The following is a 15,486-nucleotide window of genomic DNA, read 5'->3' on the forward strand; positions in this document are numbered from 1 at the left end:
GTTTTTTGGATAAGTGAAACGTCTTTTTTAAGTTTTCAAAATCTATGATTCTATGTGTTAAAAATCAACAAATTATTTAATTAGTAAAATTTAAAAAGAATGCAAATCAAACATATCATAATATCAGTTCTGCTATTACTGTTTCTATCTTCATGGGATTCAGAAGAGAAGCTGATTATGAATATTGCCGGTGATTGGACTGTACAGCTCGACAGCAGCGATATAGGACTGAAAAACGGTTGGCAGAACATGAGTTTTAAGCAATTAATAAAACTTCCCGGAACAACCGATGATGCTCGTCTGGGAGTTCCGAATAAACTAAAACCAGCTTTAGAAAAACTCCAGATGAGTCATTTAACCCGTAAAAACAGTTATTTGGGGGCAGCCTGGTATACACGTGAGATTACAATTCCAAAAAACTGGAAGAAGAAAGAATTTATACTGAAACTGGAACGTGTAATCTGGAAAACCAATGTATGGATTGACGGAAAAGAAGTTCTTGGAGAACAAAACAGTCTGATTGCCCCGCATTATTTTGACCTTTCAAAATATCTTATTGCCGGAAAAATACATCGTATAACTATTCGTGTAGACAATCGTAAACTGTTTGATATCAGTGTCGATAATATGGCTCATGCTTATACGAATCAAACACAGATTATCTGGAATGGTATTATTGGCAAAATGGAAATTGAAGCAGTTGATGCTGTCCGAATTGCAAATCTTCAGGTGAAACCGGAGATAAATACCGGAATTGCAAAAGTAAAAGTAACCCTTAAAAACAGTACAAAAAACACAAAAGGAATTTTAAGCATTACGGCAGTCAATAAAAAAACTAAGATTTCAGCAGCAACGCTTCAAAAGGAAATCCAGATAAAAACGGGAGAATCAATCGTTGAGGCAAATTATAATCTGGGAAAAGACGTAAAGCTTTGGAGTGAATTTTCGCCTGAGTTATACGAATTGAAAGCCGAATTAAAAGCCGGTAAAAACTATTCGAATGCTTCTGTTGATTTTGGAATGAGAAGTTTTTCCAGAAAAGGCTCTGTATTGACAATTAATGAACAGCCCGTTTTTTTAAGAGGAACTTTAGAATGCAATATTTTTCCGCTTACCGGGCATCCGCCAATGGATAAGGAAGGATGGAGAAAAGTTTTCGCAACAGCTAAGGACTGGGGATTGAACCACCTGCGTTTTCACTCCTGGTGTCCGCCTAAGGCAGCGTTTGAAGTGGCTGATGAAATGGGTTTTTACCTGCAGGTAGAATTGCCGGTCTGGGTTTTAAAAATCGGTCAGGATCAAAAAACAACGGATTTTTTATATGCCGAAGCACAGCGTATGATTGATGAATATGGAAATCATCCGTCTTTTTGTATGTGGTCGATGGGGAATGAGTTACAAGGCGATATGACTGTTTTGACAAAATTGATGAACAGTTTAAAAACTAAAGATAGTAGACATCTTTATACTACAACTTCATTTACTTTCGAAAAAGGACATGGCGACTGGCCGGAACCGGAAGATGATTTCTTTATTACACAATGGACAAAAAAAGGCTGGGTTCGCGGACAAGGTGTTTTTAACAGTGAATCTCCAACTTTCAACAAAGATTACGCTGCTTCAGTTGAAGGAATGACGGTGCCTTTGGTTACGCGTGAAATCGGGCAATATGCCCTTTATCCAAAAATTGATGAAATTTCGAAATATACCGGAGTTTTGGAACCCATCAATTTTAAATCGGTTAAAGAAGATCTGGAACGTAAGGGATTAATAAACAAAGCTGTTGATTATACAAAAGCTTCAGGGAAATTAGCCGCTATTTTGTATAAAGAAGAAATCGAAAGAGCGTTAAAAACAGCAGGAATCAGTGGTTTTCAATTATTGGATTTGCATGATTTTCCGGGGCAGGGAACGGCTTTAGTTGGACTTTTAGATGCTTTTTGGGATAGCAAAGGTTTGATTTCAGCAGAAGAATTCAGACAGTTTTCAGCTCCGGTTGTACCGCTTTTGCGTTTTCCTAAAGCGACTTACACAAACAACGAATCTTTTACAGCTTCATTGGATATCAGTAATTTTTCAGATGTGGCTTTGAAAGATCAGGAAATTGAATGGAGTATTAATGATGGAAATAGGGTAGTTGCTTCGGGAAGCATGAAGACAGAAGTGTCTATTGGATACAATCATAAGATTTTGGATATAAACGAAAGTCTTTCGAAAATAACGAAAGCAACCAAATTAACAGCTACTGTAAACCTGAAAGGAACAAATTATAAAAACCATTGGAATATTTGGGTTTATCCAGAAAAACAAACTATTGATTACGGACAGGTTGTCTATACGCGAAATCTGGATGAAGCTTATAAATTGCTAAATGCAGGCAAAAATGTATTATTAAATCCGGAATGGAAAAAGATTAAAGGTATCGAAGGGAAATTTGTACCGGTATTCTGGAGTCCGGTTCATTTTCCTAAGCAGGCTGGTACGATGGGAGTACTTTGTAATCCTGCCCATAAAGCTTTGGCTGATTTTCCAACAGACATGAATACCGACTGGCAATGGTGGGATTTGAATGTAAACTCTACAACGCTTATCATGGACGGAATAGAAGGCGGAAATCCGATTGTAGAAATGGTTGACAATTTTGCAAACAACCGTCGATTGGCTTCTCTTTTTGAAGGAAGCGTAAAATCAGGAAAATTAGTTATTGCATCCTTTGATTTAGCAACCGATTTAGATAAACGCCCAGTTGCAAAACAGATGCTTGTTTCGATCTTAAAATACATGAACAGTTCGTCATTCAATCCAAAGGCGATTGAAAATCCTGAAATCCTGAAATCTATTCTTGAAGTTCAAAAAGAGAAAGTTAAAGAAGGAGCGACAAGTATTTATTAGAATTTAACCATTTGTTAAAATTAAAAATAGTAATCAGGTTGAAAGCTGCCAATTTTTTTGAAGTTCAGGATATTGTGAGATGAGTTTTTATTTAGATTATTAATTATGTATTGTTTAAAAATGTGTAGTTATTTTTTTGTAGTCAATAATTTTTAGTACAAAATAATAGCTGATTGCGAATTTACCCTCCTTTTTTTTCCATTTTACCCCTCATTGAAATTTCAAACTACGCATTACTTTGCACCTATAGGTAATGATTGTTAGTTATGTTACCGGTATGTTATAAGTGTTTGTTTTACGATAAGTTTTTGATCTGTTTAAAGAACTGAGCATTTTTTATAAACAGATAGTATGAGTTGGTTTGTCATATTACTTATCCGGCCCGCAGTTTAAAAGCTGCGGGTTTAATTAAAAATGAATTCAAAAAAAATAAAAATAATTAATCCTAAATACTATAGATATTATATGAAAACAACCTTTTAAAACTCTTTATTCTGTATGCCTCAAAAAATAGTGGTAAAGTAACCTACACATAATAAAATCACTATTTGAAATAAAAAAAACTAACTAACCTAACTTTAAAATTAAAGAAATGAAAAAAAATGTATTTTTATTTTTTCTTGCCCTTTTTGCCGTCCTTTTTACCGGATGCCAAAATAACGAATCGGGTTTTCCGAGCTCAGACGATCCTACAATTGTAGTCGCTACAAATGAAATTTACGGTGCACCTACCAGAAAATTTGAAATCAAGGCCGCTCTGGCAGATGATTTAGGATTAAAGAGTGTTCAAATTCAGATTCCTGAATTATCCCTTGATAAAATGATTACGTTTGCAACGGATCCCTTGCTTGAAACTTACAACTTAAGTTATTTTTTCGAAGTACCTGCGGATAGAGGAACCTCAGAAACTTTTAAAATAAAACTGACTATAACAGATGTTTCCGGTAATGTTGTTAATCAGGATATTAATTTACGTTTAGACGGTGAATTTGCTGCCCCGTCAATAAGTATGGTTACCCCAAAAGAAGGAGCGGTTATTTTACTATCAACAAGTAATATAATGCCGGTAAATTTTGTGGTAAATGATGACTCAGGAATCGATTATGTTCAGGTAAAGTGTGAGGCTTTAGGAATTAATGAAATGATTCAGCTGACAGGTTCGCCTCAGTCTTATACTTTCAATAAAACCTATACTTTGCCGGTAACTGCAGCTGATTATGTTTTAACCATTACGGCAAAAGATAAATTTGCTATTCCAAATACAGGATCTTTAAATGTAAATATTGTAGCTACCAATGAGTATCCTGCTATTTATCTGGTTGATCAGCCAAAAGGAACAAACCTTACGACTGATGCTGTTGGTGTTCCGATGTATTTCCACAATAAAACCGGACAGGATTTCGAATTCAAATATTATGCAGATAAAGACAATAAGGAAGTATTTTTCTTAGGTCAGGAATCTGATTTTGCCCCACACTGTTTCGGATTAAATACTTCAGGGGAATTAGCAGATGATGTGACTTCATCTCCAATTATTTTACCGACAAAAGGATATTACGTAATAAAAGTTAATCCAAATACATTAAAATATACTGCAGAAAAATATACTCCGACAAGTAAAGTGTGGGCAGATGTTGCCAACGGTTTATGGCATGATGATGCAGCCCAGAGAAGACCTTTCGTAAGTGTTTGCGGAGGAGGAATACAGGGGGCTAACTGGGACACCTGGACAGCCTGGACTCAAACCGGACTGCATTTGGCCAATAATCCAAATAACCCTTATCAGTTAGTAGGAGAATATACATTGACAGGAACAATGGAAGCTACTTTTACAGGACAATGGTGGGATCCATCATGGCGACTGATTAAAAACGGTATTGCAACCATGTCACCTGGGGAAAACGGAAATGCCAAATATCCAGCAGCTGCCGGAGTTTACAAAGTAGTTCTTGATACTGAGTTAGAAAGGGTATTCATAACAAAAAAATAGTTTGTTATAACATTAATAAATAAAACAGCTAAATATGAAATTTAAATATATATGGTTTTTTATTGCCTTATTATGCAGTACTGCATCATTTGCGCAAATAACAATCAAAGGAACTGTAAAGGATAAAGCCAATGTGCCGATTCCTGGTGTTAATGTAATTGCTAAAGGAACTTCTAATTCAACAGCAACTGATTTTGATGGAAATTTTTCGATTTCTGTTCCTAATAAAAATACTCAGATCGAATTTTCTTTCATAGGGTTTACAACTAAAGTGGTAGACGCAGGAGATAAAACAACTATTGATGTGATTTTGGAAGAGTCTAGTCAGGTTTTGGATGAGATTGTAGTAGTTGGTTATGCAGCAGTTAAAAAGAGTGATGTAACGAGTTCTATTTCTTCTGTAAAAGGAAAAGAGCTTCAGACTATGACTGTGGGTAACGTAACAGAATCTCTGCAGGGAAAAGTTTCCGGGGTTCAGGTTACGGGACAAGGTGGTCCCGGAGCTCAGCCAAGGGTTTTGATTCGTGGTATTTCTACAATAAATCTTAGTACAGATCCGCTTTATGTAGTGGATGGTATTCCGATGGGAACGAGCATCAATTTCTTAAGTAATAACGAAATTGAGTCTATGGAGGTTTTAAAAGATGCTTCTGCAAGTGCCATTTATGGTTCGAGAGCTTCAAACGGGGTGATTCTTATTACAACCAAAAAAGGAAAAGTTGGAAAAACAAGATTTACTTTTGATCTGAGTTCAGGTATGCAGATGATGGAAAATCCATACGATATGGCAAGTGCTGAAGGCTATGCTAATATTTTAAATACAGCTTATAATAATTCGGGTTATTCAGATTATTTGCCAAATGCTTCTCAGTACAGAGGAAAAACTACCGACTGGTGGGGTGCGGGAATCAGAAAAGCGTCTCCTGTAACAAATGCTTCTTTAGGAGTTTCGGGAGGTTCAGACAAATACACTTATGCTGCTAGTTTAAACTATTACGATTCAGAATCGATGTATGAAATAGGAGGATGGGAAAGAATCACCATGAGAATTAATAATGATTTTAAATTCTCAGATAAATTCTCTGCAGGGATTACTTTAAACCCTCGTTATGAAAGCTGGGGAGGTCCCGGAAACTGGGCTGATTTTGTTAAAATCGATCCTATTACACCAATTTACAAACCCGCAGACCAGTTGACAGGTTTAGAAAATGAATACAGCATTTACGCGCGTTCTCCTTCGTATGTGTGGAATCCGGTTGCTGCTGTAAAAAGATATGATGACTATACAGACCAGTATAACTTAAATACAAATGGATACCTCCAATATACACCTATAAAAGGACTTGTGATTCGTACTCAGGCTTCTATTGAAGTGGGAAATAAAGTACAAAGTATTTTCAGACCAGATTTTGTTATTGACGCTGCTCATGAAAAGGCAGAAATTAACAGCGTTGAGCGAAAAGCGACTACAAATCATGACTGGACATGGCAAACTACGGCAACTTATTCCAGAACATTTGCAGAGAAACATAATGCTTCGTTGATGATTGGTAGTACTATGGAAGAATATAACGGTAATGATACATGGGCCTATGGAGAAGGTGTACCTAACAATTCAGAATCGATGAGAGAGGTAAATGCAGCTACTAAAAATCGTGATAGCGGAGGAAATAGCTGGTCAAGTTCAGTAATGTCTTATCTTTCTCGTTTTTCTTATAACTACGACAGTAAATATTATATCACGGGAACTTTTAGACGTGATGGTTCGTCAAAATTCATGGCAAATAATAAATGGGCCAATTTCCCTTCTGCTTCTGCTTCATGGAGAATTTCGAATGAAGGTTTTATGGAGAGTACTAAAGAAGTTATAAATGACCTTAGATTAAGAGCTGGTTGGGGTAAAGTTGGTAATCAGGGCTTGCCGGATTCCGTTTATCAATCAAATATTGGACAAGGTTACTACGTAATCGGAGGTGAAATGGTAGATACTTCTTATCCTTCATCTATGGCTAACAAAGATATCAAATGGGAAACTGTTGAAGATATGAGTTTTGGACTTGACTTCGGATTATGGAAAAATAAACTTTCGGGATCATTAGAATACTATCAAAAGAAAACAAATGATATGTTATTCAAGAAACAATTTCCAACTTACAGTGGTTTTCCTGGGTATTCAACAATCTGGACAAACGTAGGTGCTATGCAGTCAAGCGGAATTGATTTATTGCTTTCATATAAAGATAAAAAAGGGGATTTCTCATACGGTGTAGATTTGACTTTTACAACAGTAAATGTAGAGATGCTTTCTTTATCAGCTGAAGGAGAAAGACTTTACGGAGCAGGTAACAGAACTTTAACTGCTAAAGGTGAAGAACCTGGATATTTCTACGGTTATGTAGCAGATGGATTATTTCAGAATCAAACCGAACTGAATGCTCATACTGACGAACACGGAACTAAATTACAGCCTTACGCAAAAGCGGGTGATATTCGTTTCAAAGACATTAATGGAGACGGAAAACTTGATGATAAGGACAGAACAAAAATCGGTTCACCTTGGGCTGATTACAATGTGGGTTTAAATTTAAACTTCGCTTACAAACAGTTTGATCTGGTGGCTAATTTCTATTCAAGTATTGGAAATGATATCGTAAACCAGAATATTTCAGATTTATATAATGGTGCAAGTTTAACAAACAAAGTAAGCGGATTAGAGCAGATGGCGTGGCATGGAGAAGGAACTTCTAATTATGTTCCTCGTTTGTCTAAAGATGATAATAACGAAAACTTTACCAAATTCTCTTCTTTTTATGTAGAAGACGGATCATTTGTACGTCTGAAAAACCTTCAGATAGGGTATACTTTCGAGAATAAATTTGGTTTAGATAAATTGAGATTGTCTTTGTCAGGTCAGAATATATGGACATGGACAAAATATACGGGTGTTGATCCTGAAGTTGCAGGAGGAGACCCGGATAAAGATGACAGAGTTAAAGGATCAGGTTTTGGAGGATGGAACTATCCGGTTCAGCCAACCATTTTGATGGGTCTTAATGTAGCATTTTAATAATAGAAAGACATGAAAAAAATAATTTTATCTATACTAGCTTTTTCAATGTTTGCAGTTTCATGTGAGGATTTTATTGAAAAAGAACAAAGAGGAACACAGACGCTGGATAACTACTTTCAGACGGCGCAGGAATGTGAAAACTATACTAATGAATTAACGCAGCGATTATTGCTTTCTAAAGACTGGTACACATTGCTTGCTCCAAGATTAGTCAATGAAACAGCCACTGATGATGCCTGGATGGGAAACACAGGGCAGGACAACAGTGCATTTAGACCTGGGGCTCAGTATGTTATTACACCGGATAATATGGGGGCTTTAAACAGTCTTTATACCGCTCACTATTACACCATTCAATCGGCAAATATTGGTTTGGAAAAAATGGCTGTTTCGCCAATTACGGATACTCAGAAAAACCAATATATGGGAGAATCTCTGTTTGTTCGTGCCTATTGCTATTATGAATTGGTAAACTTTTTCGGAGCAGTACCTTTGTATACAAAATCTTTGGGGACTGGTGATTTAAAACTAGAGCGCAGTCCGGCAACAGAGGTTTATGCACAAATTGAAGCCGACTTAAAAGAATCTGCTGCAAAGCTGGAAGGAATTCCGGTAGCAAGAAACGGTAGAATAAACAAATGGGCTGCTTATGCTTTATTAGCTCGTGTTTCTTTATTTCAGGAAAAATGGGCTGAAGCAAAAACATATTCTAACAAAGTAATCACAGAAGGACCATATTCATTGGAAGAAAATTTCCTGAACATCTGGAATGTAGACAATCATAATGGTAAAGAATCTATTTTGGAAGCTCAGTCATCCTCTGTACAAAACGAAAATTTAGGTTCTATGCTGCCAACTTTTTCAGGAGCAAGAGGTGAAGACAAGAAAAACTTCCCTAGTAATGATGCGAAAGATGTTATTGACGGATGGGGATGGTGTATGCCAACCAGTGACTTAGAGAATGCTTATCTTTCTGAAAATGACGAAATCCGTCGCAAAAGTACCATTACCAAATGGGGAGAGGCGGCTTACGGAGATGAGGTTTTAAACCCAACTCACAAATTCAGTTTAAATGATAATAAATCAGGACGTATCTGCCGTAAATATTACATTCCAATCGCTACACGCCGTACATTGGATAAAAAAGATGGTCATTTACCATTAAATGTTCCGTTGATTCGTCTCGCTGAAATGTACCTGACAAGGGCAGAAGCAAGTTACCATACAAGCGGAGATGCTTTGGCTGATATCAACATCATCAGAGACCGTGTAGATTTACTGCCTAAAACAGGAATCTCAGGACCAACGCTTTTAAATCAAATTTACAAAGAGCGTCGTTTGGAATTAGCTTTTGAAGGATTGCGTTTATTCGATATTCGTCGTGAAAAAGATCCGACTACCGGAAAAAGGGTAATTGAAACTTTGATGGGACCAAACGGAACTTTTGTAAAGTACAATTTGAGCTCAACTGATCCTTACGAAACAACAAATACAAGAGAATCTCAGGACAAGGGGATTAATTTTGATCCTTCAAAACACTTGCTTTGGCCAATACCGCAAATTGAGAGAGATTTAAGTGGAGGTATAATTACTCAAAACCCTAATTATTAAGATGAGATTCAATAATAAAAATAAAGTAAGTCTGCTGTGTGCAGGCTTGCTTTTCACAAGTTCATTATTCATAAGCTGTGATTCTGATAAAAACGATAATTCTGATTCTGATAATGCTGTCGCAGAATTGAAAGTGAATCTGGATGCAAACCTTCAGACTATGGAAAGTTTCGGAGCATCAGATGCCTGGCAGTGTAATTTTATTGGAAAAAACTGGCCTTTGGATAAAAGAAATAAAATGGCTGATTTGCTTTTCAGTAAAGAATTTGATACTGAAGGAAATCCAAAAGGTATCGGTTTGTCATTATGGCGTTTTAATCTGGGTGCAGGTAGCGCAGAGCAGGGTGATGCCAGCGATATTACTGATGAATGGAGACGTTCTGAATGTTTTACGACAGACGGAATTAATTATGATATGACCAAACAAGCAGGTCAGGTTTGGTTCATGAAAGCGGCAAGAGAACGTGGTGTTGATAAATTATTAGCGTTTGCAAACAGTGCACCGGTTTATTTGACTCAAAACGGAAAAGCCCATGCTAGTATAAAAGAATATTACAATCTGAAAGATGGAAAAATGCCTGAACTGGCTGATTTCTGGGTAACTTCATTAGATAAATTAAAATCAGAACACGGATTGACAATTGATTATGTGAGTCCTTTCAACGAACCGCAATACGAGTGGGATGGTTCTGGTCAGGAAGGTTCTCCGGCTACAAATGGAAATATTTACAGTTTTGTGAATGTTTTATCTCCAAAATTACAATCAAAAGGATTGAGTTCTCAGATTGTAGTGGGAGAAGGAGGATCTTATGAACCTTTGTATAAAACCATCTCTGGAAAAGAAAGCAGATCAAACCAAATCGATTATTTTTTTGCTTCCAATTCATCTAAAAATATTGCAGGTTTAAGCAACGTTAAGAAAACCATTTCAGCACACAGTTACTGGCAGGCGTGGCCTTTAAGAGAACTTGTAAATTCAAGAGAATTAGCTGCTGTAAGAGCACAATCTATTGGAGGATTAAGTCTTTGGTCTACGGAATATTGTGTTTTAGAAAGCCCCGGAACAGCTGAACTTCCGGGCGGTGCCGGTGCGGGAAGAGATTTAGGAATGTCTTTGGCACTTTGGACAGCCCGTATCATCAGCACAGATATTGCTGTTGGAGGTGTAACTTCATGGCAATGGTGGACAGCAATTAGCCGAGGCGATTACAAAGACGGATTAATTCACGTAGACAACGGTTCAAGTAATGGTGCTGGTGATGCGAACTATTGTAAAAACGATGGATTCATCAGAGACTCAAAAACACTTTGGGCTTTAGGAAACTTTTCTTTCTTTGTAAAACCGGGAATGGTACGGGTTCAGGTTCCAAGTGTTGATAGTGCAAAAGCAGTAAACGATGTTATGGTGACAGCTTACAAAGATGTTGCAGCCAAAAAACTTATAATTGTTGCAGTTAACATCAGTAAAGTGGCAAAAACATACAAATTTAGCCTTACCGGAGGTGCTTTAACAGATAATAAATTAACACCTTACACCACTTCTGAAACGCTGAGTCTGAAAAAAGGAACAGCTGTTGACGCTACGAATTTAGAAATTCCTGCAAGATCAGTTGTAACGTATGTAGGGACGTATAAGTAAAATTAAACACATAGAGACATAGAAGTCAAAGGTTCAAAAAGAAGTTAATAGCAAATTATAATTTGACACATAGCTATGTTTCTTTATGAAAAATGAAATGTCTTTTAGATGATGTAAATCTATGTAACTATGTGTTTAACAAAATGAAATTTAATGAGAAAAATATATATCTCGCTTTTATTGATAACAAGTTCGCTGTCATTTGCACAGCGAACTGTTATCATCAGCACAGATAATGTTGTACAAACCATGGATGGTTTTGGAGGTTCGGATGCATGGAGGACACAGTTCGTTGGTAAAAACTGGCCTGAACAGAAAAAAAATGCCATTGCAGATCTGTTGTTCAGCAAAGAAATTGATGCACAGGGAAATCCAAAAGGAATTGGGCTTTCGATCTGGCGTTTTAATTTAGGGGCAGGAAGCACAGAACAAGGCGAAAACAGTAAAGTTTCTGACGAATGGAGAAGAAGCGAATGTTTCCTAAATGCTGATGGAACCTACGATTTTTCTAAACAGGAAGGTCAGAGATGGTTTTTACAGGCTGCCAAAAAAAGAGGAGTCGAAAAATTCCTGATTTTCACCAACAGTCCGCCGGTTCATATGACAAACAACGGATTGTCTTTTTCTTCTCAAAAGAATAAACTGAATCTAAAAGATGGCGCAATTCCAAAATTTGCCGATTTTTTAGTTCAAAGTATTCAGGGACTGGAAAAAAAAGAAGGAATAAAATTCGATTATGTAAGTCCGTTAAATGAACCACAATGGGAATGGATGGCTAATAATGGTGACAGAAATAGCCAGGAAGGTACTCCGGCAACAAATCAGGAGATATACGAGGTAACCAAAGCACTTTCTGAAAAACTCAAAGCAAACAAAATGAGTACAGAAATTGTAATTGCCGAAGCTGCACAAATCGATTATTTATACGATAATGTAAATGCCGAAAATCGTGACAAGCAGATTGATTATTTTTTTGGAAAAACAAAAACAAATGTTTCAAAGCTTCCAAATGTCAAAAATGTGATTTTAGGACACAGTTATTTTACAACCTGGCCTGTTGAAAGACAGGTTTTAAGCCGAAAATTAATTGCTGCAGAAGTAAAGCAAAAACCGGGCTTAAAATATTGGCAGTCTGAATATTGTATTTTAGAAAATCCGGGAGAAGCTGAAATTCCGGGAGGTTCAGGAGGAGGAAGAGATTTAGGAATGCAGACAGCTTTATTTGTAGCGCGTCTGATTCATAATGATATCGCTGTTGCAAATGCAGCTTCATGGCAGTGGTGGACTTCCATTACCCGTGTAGATTACAAAGATGGGTTAATCTATCTGGATGACGGAAAAAGCAACGGAGGAACAGCACCGGATTATGTTCGAAATGACGGAGAGTTTCATGATTCAAAACTGCTTTGGGCTTTAGGAAATTATTCGCTTTTTGTGCGTCCGGGAATGCTTCGAATTGATGTTCCGAATCAAAATGAACTGGATGCTGCAAATGATGTGATGCTGACAGCTTACAAAGATGTTCAAAATAAAAAACTGATTGTAGTAGCAGTAAATTGCGGAAAATCAGCTCAGCAATACAAGTTCGATTTGTCAAAAGGAACTGTAAAAAACAATGAATTTACACCTTACACAACTTCTGAAACTTCTAATTTAAAAAGAGGAACAGTTCAGAAAACAGATAATCTGGAAATTCCGGCAAGATCTGTAGTGACGTTTGTGGGAGAATTACAATATTAAAAAAATAAGTTTCAGGTTTCACGTTTGAGCCAAAACCTGAAACTTGAAACCTGAAACCTGAAACAAAATTCAACTAAAAAAACATGTTTACAAAAAAGATCTTATTACCCGTATTGCTCTTTTCGTGTCTGTCAGCGAGCAGTCAGATTTCGTTTGGAGATTCTAAAAAAATTAATGACAACTGGAAATTCAATCTTCAGGAAACCCCGGAGGCAAAAAACACAGCTTTTGACGATAGTAAATGGCAAAAAATAAATGTGCCTCACGACTGGAGCGTAAAAGGACAATTGAGCCCAACACTGGCAAGCTGTACCGGATATTTACCGGGAGGCATTGCTTGGTACAGAAAATCAATCAATATTCCCCAAAGCAAAAGTGGTGAAAAAGTATACTTATATTTTGAAGGAGTTTACAACAGAAGTGAAGTTTTTATCAACGGACATTCTTTAGGGAAACGTCCAAACGGTTATATTTCTTTTGCTTATGATGCGACACCATTCGTAAAATACGGAGGAGAAAATACGATTTCAGTTCGTGTGGATCACAGTCAAAGTGCCGATTCAAGATGGTACACAGGTTCAGGGATTTACAGAGACGTATGGGTGGTATATGCAAATCCGGTTCATATTGCACAATGGGGTGTTTATGCGTATCCTGAGTTAAAAAAAGGAGCAGGGACTTTGAATGTTGAGGTTGAGGTTGAAAATGGTTCCGCATCAAAATCATCTCTTACGGTAATTAATGAATTGATTTCAAAAGACGGAAAATCGGTTGCTAAATCTTCTTCTAAAGTAGAAGTGGCAGCGAACCATAATGGAAAGATTTCAATTAAATTAAATGTCAAAAATCCACAGTTATGGGACTTAGATAATCCAAATTTATATGAGCTGAAAACTACTGTTTTACAAGACGGAAAACAAATTGATAAAACGGTAACACAAACAGGTTTCAGAAACTTTACATTTGATCCAAACAATGGTTTTGCCCTTAACGGAAAATGGATGAAAGTGAAAGGTGTTTGTTTACATCACGATGCAGGAGTTTTAGGTTCAGCAGTTCCAAGAGAAGTTTGGAAAACAAGATTACAAACATTGAAGGATATTGGTGTAAACGCTATCAGAACAAGTCATAATCCGCAGGCACCGGATTTTTATGAGCTTTGTGACGAATTAGGATTGTTAGTTTTAAATGAAGCTTATGACGAATGGGAATTCCCAAAACGTAAATGGTTAGAAGGCTGGAATTATGGGACTCCGGGCTTTGAAGGTTCGTTTGATATTTTTGCCGATTATGCCGAAAAAGACCTTGAAGATTTTGTACGTCGTGATAGAAATCATCTTTCTGTATTTGCGTGGAGTATAGGTAATGAAGTAGATTATCCAAACGATCCGTATTCGCATCCTGTTTTAGATCAGGGAAAAAATGGATTTGGACAAGCAGCTTACGGAGGTTACAAAAAAGACGCTCCTGATGCTATGCGTCTTGGGGCAATTGCAAAACGTCTGGTTGCAGCAGTTAAAAAATACGACAAATCCCGTCCGACAACAGCAGGTTTAGCAGGTGTAGCGATGTCTAACGAAACAGAATATCCTGGGGCTTTGGATATTACAGGATACAATTATACAGAAAGCAAATACCAGTCGGATCACGAAAAATATCCAAAAAGAGTGATTTTCGGAAGCGAAAATGTGCATGATATGGAACCCTGGCTGGCTGTAAAAAACAACAAACACATCTTCGGCCAGTTTTTATGGACAGGAATTGATTATTTAGGTGAATCAGGAAGATGGCCTTCAAGAGGATTTTACTCAGGACTGGTTGATTTTGCCGGAGTAATCAAACCAAGAGGGTATTTCCGCCAGTCATTATGGTCAGACAAACCAATGGCATATTTAGGAACTTATCCGTTGACAAATGATAAAGACGTTTCTAAAGATGCATGGGCTATCTGGAATTACGAAGCGGGTCAAAAAATTCGTGTGGTTTGTTATACGAATGCTGCGAAAGCACGTTTGGAATTAAACGGAAAAATAGTAGGTGAAACTAAATTATACGACGAAAAAACTGGAATTATTTACTGGGATATTCCGTTTGCTTCAGGGAAATTAGAAGCCATTGGTCTAGATAAGAGTGATAAAGAAGTCAGCCGTTATGCAATCAATTCGACACAACAGCCAGTTGAATTGACGATTGCAGAGAAGAACATCACAATCAGCAAAGATAAAGGAGTTGCCAAAATCATGGTTCAGGTTAAAGATCAAAACGGACTTCCGGTAATGCTTTCAGATAATGAAGTGACTTGTACTATTAGCGGTCCCGGAGTTTTATTAGGCCTTGAAGCCGGAAACAACAGCGACATGACAGATTATACAGATAATGTTCAGCGAGTTTTTCACGGTCATATCGCCGCTTACATTCAGGCAACTGGTGATGCACAGCCAATAAAAGTCACTTTTACAAGTCAGTGGTTAAAACCGGTAGAGGTTATTGTGAATGTAAAATAGTTTAGTAAGTTTTTTCTAAAACTTTTTGATTAACCTGTTT

The 15,486-nt window shown here is 37.0% G+C and carries 7 protein-coding genes; all 7 read left to right on the forward strand.

From position 1 onward, the window contains the following. Positions 1-99 precede the first annotated feature (99 nt). The 7 genes from GWR14_RS00125 (at position 100) to GWR14_RS00155 (ending at position 15,446) form a co-directional block, all read left to right on the forward strand. Positions 100-2,892: a sugar-binding domain-containing protein gene (locus GWR14_RS00125; protein ID WP_246236248.1), complete on the forward strand. Its 2,793-nt coding sequence runs from the start codon at positions 100-102 to the stop codon at positions 2,890-2,892. 592 nt (positions 2,893-3,484) lie between these two features. After that, the gene (locus GWR14_RS00130) at positions 3,485-4,882 is read left to right on the forward strand and encodes a hypothetical protein (RefSeq protein ID WP_163406918.1); all 1,398 of its coding nucleotides are present in this window, start codon (positions 3,485-3,487) and stop codon (positions 4,880-4,882) included. A gap of 34 nt (positions 4,883-4,916) precedes the next feature. Next, positions 4,917-7,949, forward strand: coding sequence for a SusC/RagA family TonB-linked outer membrane protein (locus GWR14_RS00135; protein ID WP_163406919.1), 3,033 nt, complete (start codon positions 4,917-4,919; stop codon positions 7,947-7,949). A gap of 12 nt (positions 7,950-7,961) precedes the next feature. Next, positions 7,962-9,563, forward strand: coding sequence for a RagB/SusD family nutrient uptake outer membrane protein (locus GWR14_RS00140; protein ID WP_163406920.1), 1,602 nt, complete (start codon positions 7,962-7,964; stop codon positions 9,561-9,563). A gap of 1 nt (position 9,564) precedes the next feature. Continuing rightward, complete coding sequence (locus tag GWR14_RS00145) at positions 9,565-11,202, forward strand: glycoside hydrolase (protein WP_163406921.1); 1,638 nt, start codon at positions 9,565-9,567, stop codon at positions 11,200-11,202. A gap of 153 nt (positions 11,203-11,355) precedes the next feature. After that, the gene (locus tag GWR14_RS00150) at positions 11,356-12,942 is read left to right on the forward strand and encodes a glycoside hydrolase (RefSeq protein WP_163406922.1); all 1,587 of its coding nucleotides are present in this window, start codon (positions 11,356-11,358) and stop codon (positions 12,940-12,942) included. Between the two features lie 83 nt (positions 12,943-13,025). Further along, positions 13,026-15,446 (forward strand): sugar-binding domain-containing protein, encoded by a 2,421-nt coding sequence (locus GWR14_RS00155; RefSeq protein WP_163406923.1) that lies wholly within the window; start codon positions 13,026-13,028, stop codon positions 15,444-15,446. Positions 15,447-15,486: the final 40 nt, after the last annotated feature.

This window comes from Flavobacterium ajazii, assembly GCF_010614725.1.
Lineage (GTDB): Bacteria > Bacteroidota > Bacteroidia > Flavobacteriales > Flavobacteriaceae > Flavobacterium > Flavobacterium ajazii.